Source organism: Methylomagnum ishizawai (assembly GCF_900155475.1).
In the GTDB taxonomy this organism is placed as follows: Bacteria; Pseudomonadota; Gammaproteobacteria; order Methylococcales; family Methylococcaceae; genus Methylomagnum; species Methylomagnum ishizawai_A.
Map to the genome: position 1 here is coordinate 1963765 of NZ_FXAM01000001.1, position 18254 is coordinate 1982018.

Below are 18254 nucleotides of genomic sequence, written 5' to 3' on the forward strand. Positions count from 1 at the left end.
TGGGATGGTTTACCGGGTGCTGGTGGTCGATGATTCCAATTTCATGCGCCATCGCCTGACCGAAATCCTCAACGGCGACGACCACCTCGAAGTGGTGGGTAGCGCCGGCAACGGCCTGGACGCCATCCGCATGGCCGCCGAACTCCAGCCCGATGTCATCACCATGGATGTGGAAATGCCGGTCATGGACGGTATCACGGCGGTGCGCCGGATCATGCGCGAACGGCCCACGCCCATCCTGATGTTCTCGGTCTCCACCCAGGCCGGTGCCCGCGCCACCCTGGAGGCGCTGGACGCCGGGGCCATGGATTTCATCCCCAAGCAATTGCACGAAATCAGCGCCGACAAGGAAACCGCCAAGCGGATGCTGTGTGGCCGGGTGTTGGAACTGGCCCGGCATCGCGCCAAGGTCCACGCCTCGCCCACGCCCCGCCCGGCCATCCGCTCCGCCCCCCGTCCCCGGCATCCGCCATCCCAGTCCGGCCATTTGCGCGGCGTGAACCTGATCGCCATCGCCGCCTCGACCGGCGGACCCACCGCCGTCCAGAAGGTCCTGGCCGCCTTGCCCGCGCAGCTGCCGGTGCCGGTGCTGGTGGTGCAGCATATGCCGGGCAATTTCACCGGCAGCTTCGCCGAACGCTTGAACCAGGTTTGCGCCATCGAGGTCCGCGAGGCCAAGCACGGCGACGAGTTGCGGCCCGGCCTGGCCTTGGTGGCACCGGGCGGCGTGCAGATGGAACTGCGCGAACAAGCGGGCCGCAGAACCATCGCCCTCCGCGAGGCCGCCGAGGGTGAATATTTCCGGCCCAGCGCCGATGTCACCTTCGCTTCCCTGGCCGGTCTGGCGCATAGCCCGCGGGCGCTCGTCATCGTGCTGACCGGCATGGGTTCGGACGGCAGGCAGGGCGCGGCGCGGTTGAAGGCGCGGGGCGCGGCGGTCTGGGCGCAGGACGAACGGAGCTGCGTGGTCTACGGGATGCCCAAGGCCATCGTCGATGGCCGGTTGGCCGACGCGGTCTACGATCTCGACGACATGGCCGATGAATTGGCGCGGGGACAACCATGGACGGCTTGACCATCGCCGGCATTTTCCTCGGGGTGGGGGCCGTCATTTTCGGCAATTTCCTGGAAGGCGGCCATATCGGCTCGTTGCTGAACGGCCCCGCCCTGGTCATCGTGATCGGCGGCACCCTGGGCGCGGTGATGCTGCAAACCCCACCGGCCGTGTTCGTCTACGCGCTCAAGATGCTGCGCTGGGTGTTGTTCATGCCGTCCATCGATCCGGGCGAGGAGATCAAGAAGCTGGTGGGCTGGAGTACCCTGGCCCGGCGCGAGGGCTTGCTGGGCCTGGAGAATTTCATCCCCAACGAGGTCGATTTGTTCTCCCGCAAGGGCTTGCAATTGCTGGTGGATGGCAACGAACCCGAAGTTATCCGCGACACCCTGGAACTGGAACTGGGCGTCAAGCAACAGCGCGACCTGACCGCCGCCAAGGTGTTCGAGGCCATGGGCGGTTATTCGCCCACTATCGGCATCATCGGCGCGGTGATGGGCTTGATCCATGTCATGCAGAACCTGTCCGATCCGGCCAAGCTGGGCAGCGGCATCGCCACGGCCTTCGTCGCCACCATCTACGGCGTGGGGCTGGCGAATTTGTTGTTCATCCCCGTCGCCAACAAGCTCAAGGCGCGGGCCTCGGCGCGGCACCGGGCGCGGGAATTGGTGCTGGAAGGCGTCATCGCCATCGCCGAGGGCGAGAACCCCCGCAATATCGAATTGAAGCTGACCGGCTTCCTGGATGGGTGAGCCATGGCGAGACGCAAGCGCTCCGAAGACGAGCATGAGAACCTGGAACGCTGGTTGGTGTCCTATGCCGACTTCATCACCTTGCTGTTCGCGTTCTTCGTGGTGATGTATTCGATTTCCTCGATCAACGAAGGCAAATACCGGGTGTTGTCGCGCACCCTGGCCGAGGTGTTCATGGAGGATGGCCGCAAGGTTTCCAGGGCCGGCGAGCCGGTTCAAATCTACGATGGGGCACCGGGCGAGTATCTGGTCGGCAGCCCAGAAACCGGCCTGGGCGCGGAATCCCCCGAACCCACCGCCGGTGCCGATCCCCAGCAGGAACAGGCCCGGCTGGAAGCGGTCGCCGACCGGCTGGAGGCCGTGTTGTCGCCCTATATCCAGGACGATCTGGCGGTCGTCAAGCGCCATGAGTTCTGGCTGGAGGTCGAGATGAAGAGCGGGCTGTTCTTCCCCAGCGGCAAGGCCGCGCTCGCGCCCGAATCATTGCCGGTGCTGTACCGCTTGTCGGAAATCTTCCGCGAGATCCCCAATCCCATCAACATCGAGGGCCATACCGATAACATGCCCATCAGCACCGCCGAATTCCCCTCCAACTGGGTGCTATCCTCGGCCCGCGCCGCCGCCGTGGTGGGTCAATTGACCCGCAATGGCATCGACCCGCGCCGCCTCGCCGCCATCGGCTATGGCGAATACCATCCGGTGGCGGAGAACACGGCCGAGGAAGGCCGCTACCGCAACCGGCGGGTGGTCTTGGTGGTGATGTCGAACGGCGCGGCGCGTTACGGCGCACCGGCCCAGGACGCGCCGCCCCGACCCGCCGCCCCGCCCGTGCCGGCGACGGTGAAGCCATGAAGGTCTGGGCGGTTTCCAACCAAAAGGGCGGGGTGGGCAAGACCACCACCGTGGTTTCGCTGGGCGGCTTGCTGGCCGAGCGCGGCTATCGCGTCCTGTTGGTCGATCTCGATCCGCACGGTTCCTTGACCGGCTATTTCAAGATGAACCCGGACGATATCCAGGGCAGCGTCTACGATTTGTTCCAGGACGCCCTGGCGCGGCGCAAGCTCGAACTGGACCGCTATGTGCGGCCCAGCGGCGTCGAGGGCTTGTCGATCCTGCCCGCGTCCTCGGCGCTTTCGACTATCGAGCGCCAGAACGGGGCCGGGGGCTTGGGGCTGGTGATGGGCAACGCGCTGGCCGGGGTGCGTGGGCAGTACGATTTCGCCCTGATCGACAGCCCGCCCATGCTCGGTGTCCTGATGGTCAACGCCCTGGCCGCCAGCGAGCATTTGTTCGTGCCGGTGCTGTGCGAATTCCTGGCGCTCAAGGGCTTGGAGCGGATGCTGCACACCCTGGCCATGATCGGCAAATCGCGCCGGGTGGCGCTGCGTTTCACCATCGTGCCGACCATGTTCGACCGTCGCACCCGCGCCGCCCTGCAAACCCTGGAGGTCATCCGCCAGCGTTTCGGCGACCAGTCCTGGCGCTCGGAAATCCCGGTCGATACCCGCATCCGCGAGGCCAGCCAGACAGGACAGCCGGTGTCCCGCTTCGCGCCCGGCACCAAGGCCGCCGCCGCCTATGCCGAATTGCTGGAGGACGCCCTGAGCGGCGGATTGACGCCACGGCCCGAGGCGCGGGTCCATGGCTAACCGGCCAGGCTGCAATCCCGATCTGAATTGGAATCCAAAGCTTGCTGTGGTATGGATTCCAGCCGTCCAAAGCAAACACGGGATTCCAGGGCCAGTTTGAACCCCACCCCCCCCAATCACAACGAGGCCACCATGAGCGGAGCCATGCAAAAACGTACCGAACCGGTCAACCAATGGGTAACTTTCCGCCTGGGCGACGAGACCTACGGGGTCAATGTGATGCAGGTGCAGGAAGTCCTGCGCATCAGCGAAATCGCCCCGGTGCCGGGCGCGCCCGACTATGTGGTCGGCATCATCAACCTGCGCGGCAATGTCGTCACCGTGATCGACACCCGCAAGCGCTTCGGCCTGTATCCGAAAGACCCCGACGACGCCTCGCGCATCGTCATCATCGAGGCCGTGGACCAGGTCATCGGCATCCTGGTGGACAGCGTGGCCGAAGTGGTGGAGTTGCGCGGCTCCGAGGTCGAGGCCGCGCCCAATGTCGGCAACGAGGAAAGCTCCCGCTATATCCAGGGCGTCACCAGCCGCAACGGCCAGTTGCTGATTCTGGTCGATCTCAACCGCTTCCTGAGCGAAGAGGAGCGGGCCGACCTCGAATTCTTCTGACGGTCCCGTTCCCGCGCGGTCTTGGCGCATAATATGGGTCGGGTCCGGCCCGTGGTCCCCGCCAACCCCCTGTCCACCGCCCGCCCAAGCCCGCGAACCCTTTCCCCCTATCGACGATACGCCCGATGAACTGGTTGCCTTATTTCGCGCTCCTTGCCTTGTCGGCCCTCCTGGCGGCGGGCTTGTTCCTGCTGGCCCGCGCCCACCGCAAGCTGGCCCGCGACCACGCCGCCCTGGCCGAGGGCATGGCCCGGCAAGGACAGGATTTGATGGGCCTGTGCGCGGCGGCGGTGCAGGTGGACCGGCGGGTGTTCGGCCAGGAGGAGCGCCTGCGCGAATGCCTCGCCCGCATCGAGGAACTCGCCACCCGCGAAACCACCCAGCAACCCTATTACACCGCCATCGACAAGGTGAAGGCCGGCGCCCGCCCCGAGGAACTGGTCGCGGAGTTCGGCCTGTCCTTGTCCGAGGCCAACCTGCTGGTGAGCCTTTACGGCCAGCCGCGCCGCTGACGGGTACCAAGACCCTCCCATCCCAAATCCCGGCGGTTGTGCTATATTCGCCCGCCTAGCCGAGCAAGGGGAATATTATGATTTTTAAGCTGATATTGGGTTTGTGGCTGGTATGCCTCGCGTCTTTCCCGGCTTGGGCCGAGCCGGTGGACGAAGCCAGGAAACCCGTGGACAAACTCAACGAGACGCTCATCCAAGCGATGAAGGGCGCGGACAAGTTGGGGTATCAGGGACGCTATAAATTGATCGGGCCGGTGGTGCGGGATACTTTCGAGTTCGAGGCGGTATCCCAGATCGCCCTGGGTAGCCATTGGAAAAAACTGGACAAGGCGCAGAAAACCGCCTTCATGGAAAAACTGATCGATCTGAGTGTTGCCACCTATGCCGCCCAATTCAATGGCTATGGCGGCGAATCCTTCGTGTTCGACAGCAGCCAGGATTTGAAGAACGGCAAGCTATTGCTACGCTATAACTTCACCGCCCCCAAGGAAAAACCCATCAAGTTCGAGTATATCGTGGGTGAACTCAATGGGCAGTGGCAGATCATCAATATCATTGTCGATGGTATCAGCGATTTGGCCCTGAAAAAGGCCCAATATACCAGCGTCATCGACCGCGAGGGTTTCGACAGCCTGTTGAATAAGCTCTCCCAAAAAATCACCGATTACTCCCACAACAACGCCGCCCCGGCCAAGCCGGGCAAGCCGGGTTGAGACGGGAAGCCAGGTATCTACGGGGCACCTTCGGGTGCCCTTTTTTTGGACTGCTATCGAAGGCGGGCTGATTCACGGAACCCTCCGGGGCGCGGTCCCGTGTTCTTGCCTTGCTTGTAATAAGCTGGCTACACTTCCCGCTTTGCGCCTGGGCAGGGCCACGGATATGGCGGGGAAAAGGCCGGTTGGCCGGGGAGATGAAATCAATGCTAGGGGGCGATGAGTGTTTCCGATAACGAGAAGTCGAAGGGCGCGGGGTGGGCTGCTGGTGCTGGCCTTGCTGTTGTGCCATCTGGCCTATGGCGGCCAGGTGCGTTCTTTGTTCAACCCCAATAATTTCATCGCCGAGGATGGCGCCCTGCTGACGGAGCAATTCTGGTCCACGCCCGATAACAAGCTCTATGGCAAGGCGATGACCGAATGGGAAGACGCCGATTTCTCCGAATTGGAGACCGAGTTGCGGCGGGCGGTCTATGTGCTGTCCCTCAGCCAGAACCCTTATCGCCATGTGCAGGTGGACCGTTTGCAGCGGGCGGTGGATTTGGTACCGAGCTTCAAGCTCTGGGTCAGGCACGCGAAGGAAGGGGCCGCCCCGGTCGAGGGCGAGCGTAAATTCGCCAAGGACAAGCCCGCCGCCCAGGCGGAGCCGAAGTTCGCGGGCCTGAAGGGAAAAGCCCTGGCATGGATCGAGGCCGCCTTGCCGGTTTGGCTGGTTAAATCCTATTATTGGCAGCGGCTCGGGTTTTATTCCGGCAAATATATCCTGCCTTATCTCCTGCCCACCTTCATCGTGTCGGTGTCGGCGAGCGTGTCGGGTATGGTTTGGTACCATCTCTACCGGCGCCTCAACGTGTTTTACTGCCCGAAATGCAAGACCAGGGACAGGGCCAAGCTCAGGGTGGGCACCCGTACTTTCAAATCGATCTTCCGCCGCGGCAAGCGCAAATGCTATTGCTCGGTCTGCAACTATAAGTGGATACAGCGCTGAGTTTCGGTATCCGGTCATGGTTCCCATGAAAAAGCCCCGCCGGGTTTCCCTGGCGGGGCTTTTTTTCGGGGCGATCAGCCGGGGCCGATTACATCATGCCGTCCATGCCGCCGGGCATCGCCGGGGCCGATTCCTTCTTGGGGATTTCGGCGACCATGGCCTCGGTGGTGAGCATCAGGCCGGCCACGGAGGAGGCGTTCTGTAGCGCGGAACGGGTCACCTTGGTCGGGTCCAGGATGCCCATTTCGATCATGTCGCCGTATTCGCCGTTGCCCGCGTTGTAGCCGAAGCTGCCGCTGCCTGCCTGCACCTTGGACAGCACCACGGAAGCCTCTTCGCCGGCGTTGGTGACGATCTGGCGCAGCGGTTCCTCGATGGCGCGGCGCAGGATGGCGACGCCCACGGTCTGGTCGTGGTTCTTGCCCTGCAAGTCCTTCAGCGCGGCCTGGGCGCGGACGAAGGCCACGCCGCCACCGGGCACGATGCCTTCTTCGACCGCGGCACGGGTCGCGTGCAGCGCGTCTTCCACCCGGGCTTTCTTTTCCTTCATTTCGACTTCGGTCGCGGCACCCACCTTGATGACCGCCACGCCGCCCGCCAACTTGGCGACGCGCTCTTGCAGTTTCTCGCGGTCGTAGTCGGAAGAGGTGTCTTCCATCTGCTTGCGGATCTGCTCGACGCGGGCCTTGATGGTGGCGGCGCTACCGGCCCCGTCGACGATGGTGGTGTTTTCCTTGTTGACCTGCACCTTCTTGGCTTGGCCCAGGTCGGACAACTCGACCTTCTCCAGCGACAGGCCGACATCCTCGGAAATCACGGTGCCGCCGCTCAGGATGGCGATATCTTCCAACATGGCCTTGCGGCGGTCGCCGAAGCCCGGCGCCTTCACCGCGCAGACCTTGATGATGCCGCGCATGGTGTTGACCACCAGGGTGGCGAGGGCTTCGCCTTCCACGTCCTCGGCCACGATCAGCAGGGACTTGCCGGACTTGGCGACCTTTTCCAGCACCGGCAGAAGGTCGCGGATGTTGGAGATTTTCTTGTCGTGCAGCAGGATGAACGGGGAATCGAGTTCCACGCTCATGGTTTCCTGGCTGTTGATGAAATAGGGGGAGAGGTAGCCGCGGTCGAACTGCATGCCCTCGACCACGTCCAGGGTGTTGTCGAGGCCCGAGCCGTCTTCCACGGTGATGACGCCTTCCTTGCCGACCTTATCCATGGCGTCGGCGATGATCTGGCCGATGCTCTCGTCGGAATTGGCCGAGATGGAGCCGACCTGGGCGATTTCCTTGCTGGTGGTGCAGGGTTTGGACAGGGCTTGCAGTTGCTTGACCACGACCGCGACGCCGAGGTCGATGCCGCGCTTGATGTCCATCGGATTGGACCCGGCGGTGACGGATTTCAGACCCTCGCGCACGATGGCCTGGGCCAGCACGGTGGCGGTGGTGGTGCCGTCGCCGGCGATATCGGAAGTGCGGGAGGCGACTTCCTTCACCATCTGGGCACCCATGTTCTCGAACTTGTCCTTGAGTTCGATTTCCTTGGCGACGGACACGCCGTCCTTGGTGACGGTGGGAGCGCCGAAGCTCTTTTCCAGCACCACGTTGCGGCCTTTGGGGCCGAGGGTCTGTTTGACGGCGTCGGCGAGGACGTTCACACCGACCAGCATGCGTTGGCGGGCGTCGTCGGAAAAGCGTACATCTTTGGCTGCCATGGTTGCTTAATCTCCTAATGTGTCGGTTGGCGGTCGGTGGGTTTAGGCTACGAATACGCCCATGATGTCGTCTTCGCGCAGCATCAGATATTCGGTGCCGTCGATCTTGACTTCGTTGCCGGCGTATTTGCCGAACAACACCTTGTCGCCGACTTTCACGCCGGGGGCGCGCACATCGCCATTGTCCAGGGGTTTGCCTAGGCCGACAGCCACCACTTCGCCCTTGATGGGCTTTTCCTTGGCCGAATCGGGGATCACGATGCCGCCGGGGGAGGTGCGTTCTTCTTCCCAGCGCTTGACGACGACACGGTCATGTAAAGGGCGGATTTTCATGGTTTACGATCCTTTTCCCGATCATCCGGGAGTTGTGTTGGAAACTGTGGCGGGCCGGTCAGGCGGCCCGCCTCCGTCGATTTGTTGGAGTGCCGAACGGTGTTAGCACTCGCCCTTGAGGGCTGCTAGCGAAGTAGAGACGGGGCTGTTTGTTTTCAAGGGCGGGGAGCAAAAAATTTTTGCGTACACCCAAACCGAAAATGCGCTAGTGCAGCATCACGCCTAGGTTGCCGGGTCTAAGGCTTGAAGGTTTGGCGGGCATTGCCAAACCGAGGGACCGGAGGTGTGAGATGGCGAAGCGATACCGGGTGACGCTCACCGCCGAGGAGCGGGGCGATTTGAAGGGGTTGATCGGGAGTGGCAAAGGCGCGGCGCGGAAGCTGGCCCATGCCCGCATCCTGTTGCAGGCCGACGAGGCCGAGGGCGGTCCGGGCCGCACCGACGCCGGGATAGCGGAGGCGTTGAACGTGGACGTCCGCACGGTGGAGCGGGTACGGCAACGTTTCGTGGAGCAGGGCATTGAAGCCGCCTTGGTGCCCAAACCGACCGACCGGGTGTACGCCCGCCTGCTGGACGGGGAGCAGGAGGCGCGGCTGATCGCGCTGGCCTGTTCCGAGCCGCCCGGGGGCAAGCCGCGCTGGACGCTGCGGTTGCTGGCGGACCGGATGGTCGAACTGGACTACGCCGAAACCGTGTCCTACGAAACCGTGCGGCGCACGCTCAAAAAAACGAGCTCAAGCCCCACCTCCGCAAGATGTGGGTCATCCCGCCCAAGGCCTCGGCCGAGTTCGTAGCCGACATGGAGGACGTGCTGGAGGTCTACCGGCGGCCCTACGACCCCAGGCTGCCGGTGGTCTGCTTGGACGAGTCCTTCGTCCAGTTGGTGGGCGAGGTGCGCGAACCCCTGCCGATGGGGCCCGGCCAGCCGGAGCGCTACGACAGCGAGTACGTCCGCAACGGGGTGGGCAGCCTGTTCATGGCCTTCGAGCCCCTGGCGGGATGGCGCGAGGCCCGGGTCACCGAGGGCCGGACCCGCAAGGACTTCGCCGGAATCGTCCGGGACCTGGTCGATGGACGCTACCGGGACGCGGACAAGGTCGTGGTGGTCATGGACCAGTTGAACACGCACTCGGCGGCCAGCCTGTACGAGGCCTTCCCGCCGGAGGAAGCCCGGCGGATCGCCGAGCGCTTGGAGATCCACCACACGCCCAAGCACGGCAGTTGGCTGGACATGGCCGAGATCGAACTGAGCGCCCTGGCCCGCGACCTGCCCGAGCGCGTCGGCCAACGGGACGACCTGGTCCGCCACGTCGCCGCCTGGACAGAGCGCCGCAACCAAACCCAGGTCAAGGCCAATTGGCAATTCACCACCGCCGACGCCCGCATCAAGCTCCGCAAGCTCTACCCCACATTCGACGGGTGACAGAGCACTAGGTGTCGGGGTCCGCCGGAGCGGCGGGAGGCTGTTCGGCTTCGGCCGGGATGGCGTAGGACTCGGTGGCCCACGCCCCGAGATCGATCAGCTTGCAGCGCTTGCCGCAAAAAGGCCGGAACGGCCAGGCTTCGGTCCATTCCACGGGCCGGCCGCAAGTGGGGCATCGCACCGTCGTGGCCATGGTGGCTTCACAACAGGCAGCAGGTGAGTTGGAACCGCACGTCTTCCGGGCATTGCACGGGCCGTCCAGTGGCGTCGGGCCGCATGAAGCGCACGGTAAAGCGGTGTTTGCCGCCGCTGATCTCGGCGAAATAGGGCTGGCCGCGCTCGATTGCCACCCGTAGCAATTGGTAGGGCAGGGTGTGGTCCAGGGTTTTTTGGAAAAAACCCGTGGCGGCGATTTCCAGGCCGGGCGTGCCGTAGCTGCGGATGAAGTTGAGCAGAAGATCGATGGCGGTGCGGATCGCCTGGAACGGGAGGATCCATTCCTCCAGGTCGCGCCGACGCTGGGCGTCGTCGAGTTGCAGCCAATAATGGAAGGCGGGCAGGTCGAAGCTGCATGTTCCGCCGGGAATGGTGCTGCGCTGCGAGATGCTTTTGAACAGGTCGTTCTCCATCAGGGAGACGCCGATCTTGCCGGGATTGCCGTAGAGTTCCTTGCTCAGGGCGTCGAGCCGGGCCAGGAGGGTCTCCACCTTGCCATGGTCGATATCCGGTTGGGTGCGGGTCAGCTTGGCCAGCGCCGCCGAGTGCCGGTCCAGTTCCTTGAGCGTTTCGGATTTGAGGTCGTTGCGGCTGAACAGGCTCAGCACGTCCAGCAGGGTCGAGATGACGGCCCGGCTGTCCCAGACCGAAGCCCCGGCCACGAAGTGATCGACCTGTTGGAACAATTGTTCGAGGCGCATGAAGAGGCGGATCCGTTCGTTCAGCGGAAATTCGTAGATAGTGAAGTTGTTCAAGGGGAAGAATCCGGTCAGGGATGTCGGGGGCCAATCCGGTTTGGCTTGGGTGGGTGCCCGTCCATAGGCGGGCAACATTTTCGTTGATCGACCTTATTAGTCAATAGCGACGGTTTTATGGCGGCGGCGCGGCGTTTCCGGGCCTGGAATCCGATGCGAGGGCCAGATAAAGCCGGTGCAGGCGTTCCACCGGCCCGGCGAGGTCGGCCACGGTGCCGGTGTTTTCGAGGATATCGTCGGCGGCGGCTTGGCGTTGCGGGCGGTCGATCTGGGCGGACAACATGCGGTTGGCCTGGGCGGCGTCGATGCCGTCCCGCGTTTGTAGCCGTTGCCGCTGGAGACCCACCGGGCAATCCACCACCAGCAGCCGGTCCACCAAGCCGCGCCGACCGGTTTCCAGCAGCAAGGGGACGACCAAGAGGCAATAAGGCGTGGCCAGCGCCGCCATCCGCCGTTCCAGTTCGGCGTAGACCCTGGGATGGAGCAAGGCTTCGAGCCAGCGGCGCTCCGCGGGGTCCGCGAACACGATCCGCCGTAGCCGTTCCCGGTCCAGGCAGCCCGCCTTGAGGATATCCGGGCCGAAACGCCCGGCGATGGCGGCGAGGGCCGGTTGGCCGGGTTCGACCAGATCGCGGGCGACCCGGTCGGCGTCCAGCACCGGCACGCCCTTCGCCGCGAACAGTTCGGCGACCGTGGTTTTGCCGCTGCCGATGCCGCCGGTCAAGCCCACTTTGAACATGGGTTTAGTGGAATTGGCCGAGATAGGCCGCGTTGATGGCATCGCCCCAAACCAGGGCGATCCAACCGGCGATGGCGAGGTAGGGGCCGAACGGGATCGGTGTACCCCGTTCCTGGCGGGACAAGAGGATCATGGCGATGCCGATCACAGCGCCCACCAGCGAGGACAATAAAATCACCATCGGCAGTTTGTCCCAGCCCAGCCACGCGCCGATCAGGGCCAGCAGCTTGAAATCGCCATAGCCCATGCCTTCCTTGCCGGTCGCCAGTTTGAACAATTGATAGACCGTCCACAGGCTCAGATAGCCGAAGATGGCCCCGAGGATACTGGCCGTGCTGTCGGTGAAAATCCCGAACAGGCTGAGGAACAGGCCCAGCCACAGCATCGGCAGGGTCAGGCTGTCGGGCAGCAATTGCCGGTCGATATCGATGAAGGTCAAGGCGATAAGGCACCAACTCAGGGGCAGGGCGGCGGCGGTTTGTGGCCCGAAGCCAAAACGGTAGGCCACGGCCACCGAGACCAGGGCGGTCAGCAATTCCACCGCCGGATAGCGCGGCGAAATCCGCGTCCCGCAGCCGGAACAACGCCCGCGCAGCAGCAAGTAGCTGAGGACGGGGATGTTCTCCCCGATGCCGACCGGCTTGGCGCACTGGGGGCAATGGGAGCGGGGCGTCAGCAGGTTGTAGGGCGCTTCCGGCGCGGCCTCGGGTTCCAGTTCCAGGTAGTTGCGGCATTCCTGTTTCCAGGAACGTTCCAGCATGATGGGCAGCCGGTGGATGACCACGTTGAGGAAGCTGCCGACCGTCAGGCCCACCAAGCCGACGACAGCCAGGAACCCGGCGGGGTTTTCGGCCAGGATATCGAATGAATTCATAGGCTTAGATGGCGGAACCCAGTTTGAAGATCGGCAGGTACATCGCGATCACCAAGCCGCCCACGATCACGCCCAGGATCGCCATGATCATGGGTTCGAGCAGGCTGCTTAGGGAGTCCACGGCGTTATCGACCTCCTCCTCGTAGAAATCGGCCACCTTGCCCAACATGCTGTCGAGGGAGCCGGATTCCTCGCCGATGGCGACCATCTGGATCACCATGTTGGGGAACAAGTCGGCCTGTCGCATCGACATTTGCAACTGGGTGCCGGTGGATACGTCGTCGCGCATTTTGAGGACCGCTAGGGAGTAGACGATATTGCCGGTGGCCCCCGACACCGATTGCAAGGCCTCCACCAAGGGCACGCCCGCCGCCGACATGGTGGACAGGGTGCGGGCGAAGCGGGCGATGGCGGCCTTGTGGATGATCACGCCGATGGCGGGGATTTGCAGGATCAATCGGTCCAGCCCGTGGTTGAAGGCTTTGGAGCGCTTCTTGAGGTTGATGAAAACCCAGCCCACGCCCATGACGGTCCCGAGGACGATGTACCAGTAAGCTTGGAGGAATTGCGACATGGAGACCACCATCTTGGTGAAGGCCGGCAAGTCCGCGCCGAAGCCCTTGAACAAGGCCTCGAACTGGGGTACCACGAAAATCAAGAGGATGGCGCTCACGATCATGGCGATGACCAGCACCGCCGCCGGATAGGTCAGCGCCTTCTTGATCTTGGCCTTGATCGATTCGGTCTTTTCCTTGTACTCGGCGATCTTGTGTAACAGGGTTTCCAGGACACCGGCTTGTTCGCCGGCATGGACCAGGTTGCAGAACAATTCGTCGAAATATAAAGGATGCTTGCCCAAGGCTTCGGCCAGGGTGCTGCCGCCTTCGACATCGGCTTTGATGGCGAGGATCAACTCCTGCATGCTGGGATTTTCATGGCCGCGGCCCACGATCTCGAAGGCTTGGACTAGGGGCACGCCCGCCGACAGCATGGTCGCCAACTGGCGGCTGAAGATGGCGATATCCTTGGTGGTGATGGCTTTCTTGGAGGGGGAGAACAGCGGCTTGGGCTTTTTCTTGAGCTTGACGACCTTGATGCCTTGCCGCCGCAGTTCGGCCTTGGCCACCAATTCGCTGCGCGAGGTCAGTTCGCCCCTCATGCGGGCACCGTTGCGGTCGGTGCCTTCCCAGACGTAGAGGACAGTTTCTTCTTTGGCGGCCATGGCTTAATCCCGGGTGACGCGGTCGATTTCGGCCAGGCTGGTGACACCGGCCTTGACCTTCCTGAGTCCCGAATCCCTGAGGTCGGCGATGCCGTCCGCCTTGGCTTGTTGGGCGATCTGCATCACGTTGCCCCCTTCGAGGATGATGCGGTTGATGGATTCGGAGATGGGCATGACTTGGTAGATACCCACCCGGCCTTTATAACCTTTCACGCATTTGTCACAGCCGACCGGACCGTAGAGGGTCATGTTGGCCAGGTCGCTTTCGCGGAAACCGGCCTGGATCAAGACCTCGGGCGGCAGTTGGATTTCTTGCTTGCAGTTCTCGCACAGCCGCCGCGTCAGGCGCTGGGCCATGATCAAGAGGATGGCGGAGGCGATGTTGAACGGCGGGATGCCCATTTGCATCAGGCGGTTCAGGGTTTGCGGGGCGTCGTTGGTGTGCAGGGTGGACAGCACCAAGTGGCCGGTCTGGGCGGCTTTCACCGCGATTTCGGCGGTTTCCAGGTCGCGGATTTCGCCGACCATGATGACGTCGGGGTCTTGGCGCAGGAAGGCGCGGAGGGCTTCGGCGAAGGTGAGGCCGGTCTTGACGTTGACGTTGACCTGGTTGATGCCCGGCACCGTGATTTCTACCGGGTCTTCGGCGGTGGAGATATTGGTGTCGGGGGTGTTGAGGATGTTGAGGCCGGTGTAGAGCGAGACGGTCTTGCCGCTGCCGGTCGGCCCCGTCACCAAAATCATGCCGTAGGGCTTGTGGAGCGCCTTGAGGAAGTTTTCCTGTTGTTCCGGCTCGAACCCCAGCCGCTCGATGCCGATCTGGGCGGCGGTGGGGTCGAGGATACGCAATACGATCTTTTCGCCGAACAGGGTGGGGCAGGAGTTGACGCGGAAATCGATGGAACGGGTACGCGAGAGGGTCATCTTGATACGGCCATCCTGCGGTACCCGGCGCTCGGCGATGTCCATGCGCGACATGACCTTGAGCCGGGCCGAGATGCGCCCGGCGAGGGCCGCCGGGGGCGCGGCGATCTCGTGCAACATGCCGTCGTGGCGGAACCTGACCCGGAAGTTCTTTTCGTAGGGCTCGAAATGGATATCGGACACGCCGCGCTTGATGGCGTCCAGCAGGATTTTGTTGACGAAGCGCACGATGGGGGCGTCGTCGATGTCGCTGCCCTCGCCCTCGGCCGGGCCGTCGACGTCGTCGCCGCCGGTGACGGTGAGGTTTTCGAGGTCGGCGTCGAGCAAATCCTTGAAGCTGGTGTCTTGGGCTTCCAGCGCGGTTTCGATGGCGCGGACCAGTTTGTCCTCCTCGACCAGGACGCTCTCGGTACCGAGCCGGGACTGGAATTTGATCTCGTCCAGGGCTTGCAGGTTGGTGGGGTCGGACACCGCCAGGAACAGGCGGTTGCCGCGCAGGAACAAGGGCAGGGCGTGGTGCTTGCGGATCAGTTTCTCGCTGACCGATTTCAGCGGCAGCATCTCCGGCATCATGGCGTTCAAATCGAACAGCGGGATGCCGAATTCCTTGGAGGCCGCGTTGGCGATGGTCAGGCTATCGAGGATTTTGTTGCTGACCAGATGGGTGACGAAGGGGACGCTTTTGCGTAGGGCTTCCTCGAAATGGCTATGGGCGTCGGTATCCGACAGGAGTTCTTCTTTGACCAGGCATTTCGCCATGCCGCTGAGCGGGATTTTGGAAGCAGATATCGCCATGATGCTTGCTGGGTGGTAAGGAACGGCCATCCGGCCCTGGTCGGCGGGTTCCCGGTCCCGTAAAGCTTAGTTGAGTGGCGGGCTTTTACTACGGGCCGGGAATCCGCCGACCAGGGCGGCTGTTCGGATTATGCCCTATAGCGCCCGGATTTTCTCCACTTGCGCATGCAATTCCGTCAAGCTGGCTTGAATCTCCTGTAACCGGGTACGCTCCTTGGCGACCACCTGCGGCGGTGCCTTTTCCACGAAGGCGGGATCGTTGAGCTTGGCCTCGATGCGGGGGGCGTCTTTGCCGAGGCGCTGGATTTCCTTGTCGAGCCGGGCCAGTTCGGCTTCCTTGTCGATCAGGCCGCGCATGGGGATCAAGACCTTCAATTCGCCGACCAGGGCGATGGCCGCTTCCGGCGCGGCTTCGTCGGCTTCCAACCGGCCCAAGCTTTCCAAGCGGCCGAAGCGGACGATGAAGTCGCGGTTATGGGCGAGATAGGCCCAATCCTGGGCCGAGCCGTTCTGCAACAGCACCGGAATGGCTTTGCCGTCGGCGATCTTCATCTCGCCCCGGATGCGGCGGATGCCCATCAGCACGTCCATGACCCAGCGCATTTCCTGCTCGGCCTCGGCGTCCAGCGGCCAGGATTCGGCTTGCGGATAGGCGTGGCGCATGATCGTCGCGCCGGATTGGCCCGCCAGTGGCGCGACCCGCTGCCAGATTTCTTCGGTGATGAACGGCATAATGGGATGGGCCAGTCGCAGCAGGGTTTCCAGCACCCGCACCAGGGTTTGGCGGGTGCCGCGTTGCTGGGTTTCGTCGCCGGTCTGGAGCGCCACTTTCGCCAGTTCCAAATACCAGTCGCAGTATTCGTTCCAGGTGAATTCGTAAATGGCGCGGGCGGCGAGGTCGAAACGGTAGTCCTCGACGGCGGCGATGGTCGCGGCGATGGTTTGGCCCAAACGGGAACGGATCCAACGGTCGGGTAGGCTGTAGCTGCATTCGCCGGTCAGGCCGGTGTCCTGGCCTTCGGTGTTCATCAAGACGTAGCGGGCGGCGTTCCACAGCTTGTTGCAGAAATTGCGGTAGCCCTCGACCCGGCCCATGTCGAATTTGATGTCGCGCCCGGTCGAGGCCAGCGAGGCGAAAGTGAAACGCAGGGCGTCGCACCCATAGGCCGCGATGCCACCGGGGAATTCCTTGCGGGTGCGTTTTTCGATTTTTTCCGCGTCTTGGGGGCGCATCAAGCCGGTGGTGCGTTTCGCCACCAAAGCTTCCAGGGTGATGCCGTCGATGATGTCCAAGGGGTCGAGGACGTTGCCCTTGGATTTCGACATCTTCTGGCCTTCGGCATCGCGCACCAAGCCATGCACATACACCGTCTTGAACGGCACTTGCGGCGAGCCGTCCGGGTGTTTCATCAAGTGCATGGTCATCATGATCATGCGGGCGACCCAGAAGAAAATGATGTCGAAACCCGTCACCAGTACGTCGGTGGGGTGGAAGGTCTTGAGTTCCGGCGTCGTGTCCGGCCAACCCAGGGTGGAGAAGGTCCACAGCGCCGACGAGAACCAGGTGTCCAGCACGTCGTCGTCTTGGCGCAGTTCGATGCTGGCATCGAGGCTGTATTTGGCGCGGACTTCGGCTTCGTTGCGGCCTACGTAGACCCGGCCTTGGTGGTCGTACCAGGCCGGGATGCGGTGGCCCCACCACAGTTGGCGGGAGATACACCAGTCCTGGATATCCCGCATCCACGAGAAATACAGGTTTTCGTATTGCTGCGGCACGAAGCGGATGCGGCCCTCTTCCACGGCTTCGATGGCGGGTTTGGCGAGGGTTTTGGCGTCCACATACCACTGGTCGGTGAGCCAGGGTTCGATGACCACGCCGGAGCGGTCGCCGCGTGGCACTTTCAGGGTGTGCGGGTCGATCTTTTCCAGCAGCCCCAAATTCTCGAATTCGGCGATGACTTGCTTGCGGGCCTCGAAGCGGTCGAGTCCGGCGTAGGCTGCGGGGGCTTGCTCGCCGTGCGTTCCGGCATAGCCCTCGAAGGTCAGCACGGTGAATTCGCGCAGGATGCGGGCGTCACGGTCCAGCACGTTGATGAGCGGCAGGTTGTGGCGCTTGCCGACTTCGTAGTCGTTGAAGTCGTGGGCCGGGGTGATCTTCACGCAGCCGGTGCCGAATTCGGGATCGACGTAGTCGTCGGCGACGATGGGGATTTCCCGGTGGGTGATGGGCAGGCGGATCATCTTGCCGATCAAATGTTGATAGCGCTCGTCTTCCGGGTGGACGGCGACGGCGGTGTCGCCCAGCAGGGTTTCCGGGCGAGTGGTCGCGACCACCAGATGCCCCGAACCATCCGCCAGCGGATAGCGGAAATGCCACATGAAGCCTTTTTCTTCCTCGTTCTGCACTTCGAGGTCGGAAATGGCGGTGTGGAGCTTGGGGTCCCAGTTCACCAGCCGCTTGCCGCGGTAGATCAATCCATCGTCGTACAGGCGCACGAACGCCTCTTGCACGGCTTTCGACAGCCCTTCGTCCATGGTGAAGCGCTCGCGGCTCCAATCCACCGAGGAACCCAGACGGCGCAATTGCCGGGTGATGGTGCCGCCGGATTCGGCTTTCCATTCCCAGACCTTTTCCAGGAATTTCTCGCGCCCGAGGTCGTGGCGGGTGACGTTGTGGGCGGCGAGTTGACGTTCGACCACCATTTGGGTGGCGATACCGGCGTGGTCGGTGCCGACTTGCCACAGGGTGTTGTGGCCCTGCATGCGGTGGTAGCGCACCAGGGCGTCCATGATGGTGTTGTTGAAGCCATGGCCCATATGCAGGCTCCCGGTCACGTTGGGCGGCGGGATGGCGATGCAGTAAGAGGGGCCGGTGCCGGAGGGCTGGAAATAGCCGCTCGCTTCCCAGGTTCGATACCAGGCTTGTTCTATGGCTTGGGGTTCGTAGGTTTTGTCCATGGCGTTTGGCGTGTGGATGCGAGG

Annotated in this window: 18 protein-coding genes; 9 read left to right on the forward strand and 9 right to left on the reverse strand. The window is 63.1% G+C overall.

Annotation, left to right across the window (positions count from 1 at the left end):
• Nucleotides 1-4 precede the first annotated feature (4 nt).
• The 8 genes from B9N93_RS08780 to B9N93_RS08815 all read left to right on the forward strand — a co-directional run bounded on the left by B9N93_RS08780 (nucleotide 5) and on the right by B9N93_RS08815 (nucleotide 6277).
• Nucleotides 5-1075, forward strand: coding sequence for a protein-glutamate methylesterase/protein-glutamine glutaminase (locus B9N93_RS08780; protein WP_085212797.1), 1071 nt, complete (start codon nucleotides 5-7; stop codon nucleotides 1073-1075).
• Nucleotides 1063-1806, forward strand: coding sequence for a flagellar motor protein (locus tag B9N93_RS08785; RefSeq protein WP_085212798.1), 744 nt, complete (start codon nucleotides 1063-1065; stop codon nucleotides 1804-1806). The genes B9N93_RS08780 and B9N93_RS08785 overlap by 13 nt, the downstream gene beginning before the upstream one ends.
• 3 nt (nucleotides 1807-1809) lie before the next feature.
• The gene (gene motD, locus B9N93_RS08790; protein ID WP_085212800.1) at nucleotides 1810-2658 is read left to right on the forward strand and encodes a flagellar motor protein MotD; all 849 of its coding nucleotides are present in this window, start codon (nucleotides 1810-1812) and stop codon (nucleotides 2656-2658) included.
• Nucleotides 2655-3455, forward strand: a complete 801-nt coding sequence (locus B9N93_RS08795) for a ParA family protein (protein ID WP_085212802.1) — start codon at nucleotides 2655-2657, stop codon at nucleotides 3453-3455. Before motD ends, B9N93_RS08795 begins: the two co-directional genes overlap by 4 nt.
• Nucleotides 3456-3599: 144 nt before the next feature.
• A complete protein-coding gene (locus B9N93_RS08800; RefSeq protein WP_246628603.1) occupies nucleotides 3600-4064 on the forward strand; it encodes a chemotaxis protein CheW in 465 nt (154 codons plus the stop codon).
• Between the two features lie 125 nt (nucleotides 4065-4189).
• Complete coding sequence (locus tag B9N93_RS08805; RefSeq protein WP_085212804.1) at nucleotides 4190-4576, forward strand: DUF2802 domain-containing protein; 387 nt, start codon at nucleotides 4190-4192, stop codon at nucleotides 4574-4576.
• Nucleotides 4577-4653: 77 nt separating this feature from the next.
• On the forward strand, nucleotides 4654-5289 hold the full coding sequence (locus B9N93_RS08810) for an HpnM family protein (RefSeq protein ID WP_085212806.1): 636 nt from the start codon (nucleotides 4654-4656) through the stop codon (nucleotides 5287-5289).
• A gap of 223 nt (nucleotides 5290-5512) precedes the next feature.
• Nucleotides 5513-6277 carry a hypothetical protein gene (locus B9N93_RS08815; protein ID WP_125468898.1) on the forward strand — a complete coding sequence of 255 codons (765 nt, stop codon included), beginning with the start codon at nucleotides 5513-5515 and terminating at the stop codon, nucleotides 6275-6277.
• Nucleotides 6278-6365: 88 nt separating this feature from the next.
• Here the strand turns inward: B9N93_RS08815 and groL are convergent, their stop codons facing one another.
• Nucleotides 6366-7991: a chaperonin GroEL gene (gene groL, locus B9N93_RS08820; RefSeq protein WP_085212810.1), complete on the reverse strand. Its 1626-nt coding sequence runs from the start codon at nucleotides 7989-7991 to the stop codon at nucleotides 6366-6368.
• Between the two features lie 42 nt (nucleotides 7992-8033).
• Nucleotides 8034-8324, reverse strand: a complete 291-nt coding sequence (gene groES / locus B9N93_RS08825; protein ID WP_085212812.1) for a co-chaperone GroES — start codon at nucleotides 8322-8324, stop codon at nucleotides 8034-8036.
• Nucleotides 8325-8614: 290 nt separating this feature from the next.
• Here groES and B9N93_RS08830 point away from each other — a divergent pair.
• Nucleotides 8615-9747, forward strand: a protein-coding gene (locus B9N93_RS08830) for an IS630 family transposase (protein WP_125468899.1) whose coding sequence is annotated in 2 segments (ribosomal slippage) — nucleotides 8615-9047 and nucleotides 9047-9747 — 1134 coding nt in all. Because the reading frame shifts where the segments join, the coding sequence is not laid out codon by codon here.
• A gap of 7 nt (nucleotides 9748-9754) precedes the next feature.
• On the opposite strand, the gene yacG is transcribed toward B9N93_RS08830, so the two are convergent.
• From yacG to B9N93_RS08865, 7 genes are all read right to left on the reverse strand, one after another.
• Complete coding sequence (yacG, locus tag B9N93_RS08835; protein ID WP_085212813.1) at nucleotides 9755-9940, reverse strand: DNA gyrase inhibitor YacG; 186 nt, start codon at nucleotides 9938-9940, stop codon at nucleotides 9755-9757.
• A 7-nt stretch (nucleotides 9941-9947) separates the two neighbouring features.
• Complete coding sequence (zapD, locus tag B9N93_RS08840; RefSeq protein WP_254899360.1) at nucleotides 9948-10718, reverse strand: cell division protein ZapD; 771 nt, start codon at nucleotides 10716-10718, stop codon at nucleotides 9948-9950.
• Between the two features lie 115 nt (nucleotides 10719-10833).
• Nucleotides 10834-11457: a dephospho-CoA kinase gene (gene coaE, locus B9N93_RS08845; RefSeq protein WP_085212817.1), complete on the reverse strand. Its 624-nt coding sequence runs from the start codon at nucleotides 11455-11457 to the stop codon at nucleotides 10834-10836.
• Between the two features lie 4 nt (nucleotides 11458-11461).
• Complete coding sequence (locus B9N93_RS08850) at nucleotides 11462-12331, reverse strand: prepilin peptidase (protein WP_085212819.1); 870 nt, start codon at nucleotides 12329-12331, stop codon at nucleotides 11462-11464.
• A 4-nt stretch (nucleotides 12332-12335) separates the two neighbouring features.
• Nucleotides 12336-13553, reverse strand: a complete 1218-nt coding sequence (locus B9N93_RS08855; RefSeq protein ID WP_085212821.1) for a type II secretion system F family protein — start codon at nucleotides 13551-13553, stop codon at nucleotides 12336-12338.
• Between the two features lie 3 nt (nucleotides 13554-13556).
• Nucleotides 13557-15272, reverse strand: a complete 1716-nt coding sequence (gene pilB, locus B9N93_RS08860; RefSeq protein ID WP_085212823.1) for a type IV-A pilus assembly ATPase PilB — start codon at nucleotides 15270-15272, stop codon at nucleotides 13557-13559.
• Nucleotides 15273-15407: 135 nt separating this feature from the next.
• Nucleotides 15408-18230 carry a valine--tRNA ligase gene (locus tag B9N93_RS08865; RefSeq protein WP_085212825.1) on the reverse strand — a complete coding sequence of 941 codons (2823 nt, stop codon included), beginning with the start codon at nucleotides 18228-18230 and terminating at the stop codon, nucleotides 15408-15410.
• Nucleotides 18231-18254 lie beyond the last annotated feature (24 nt).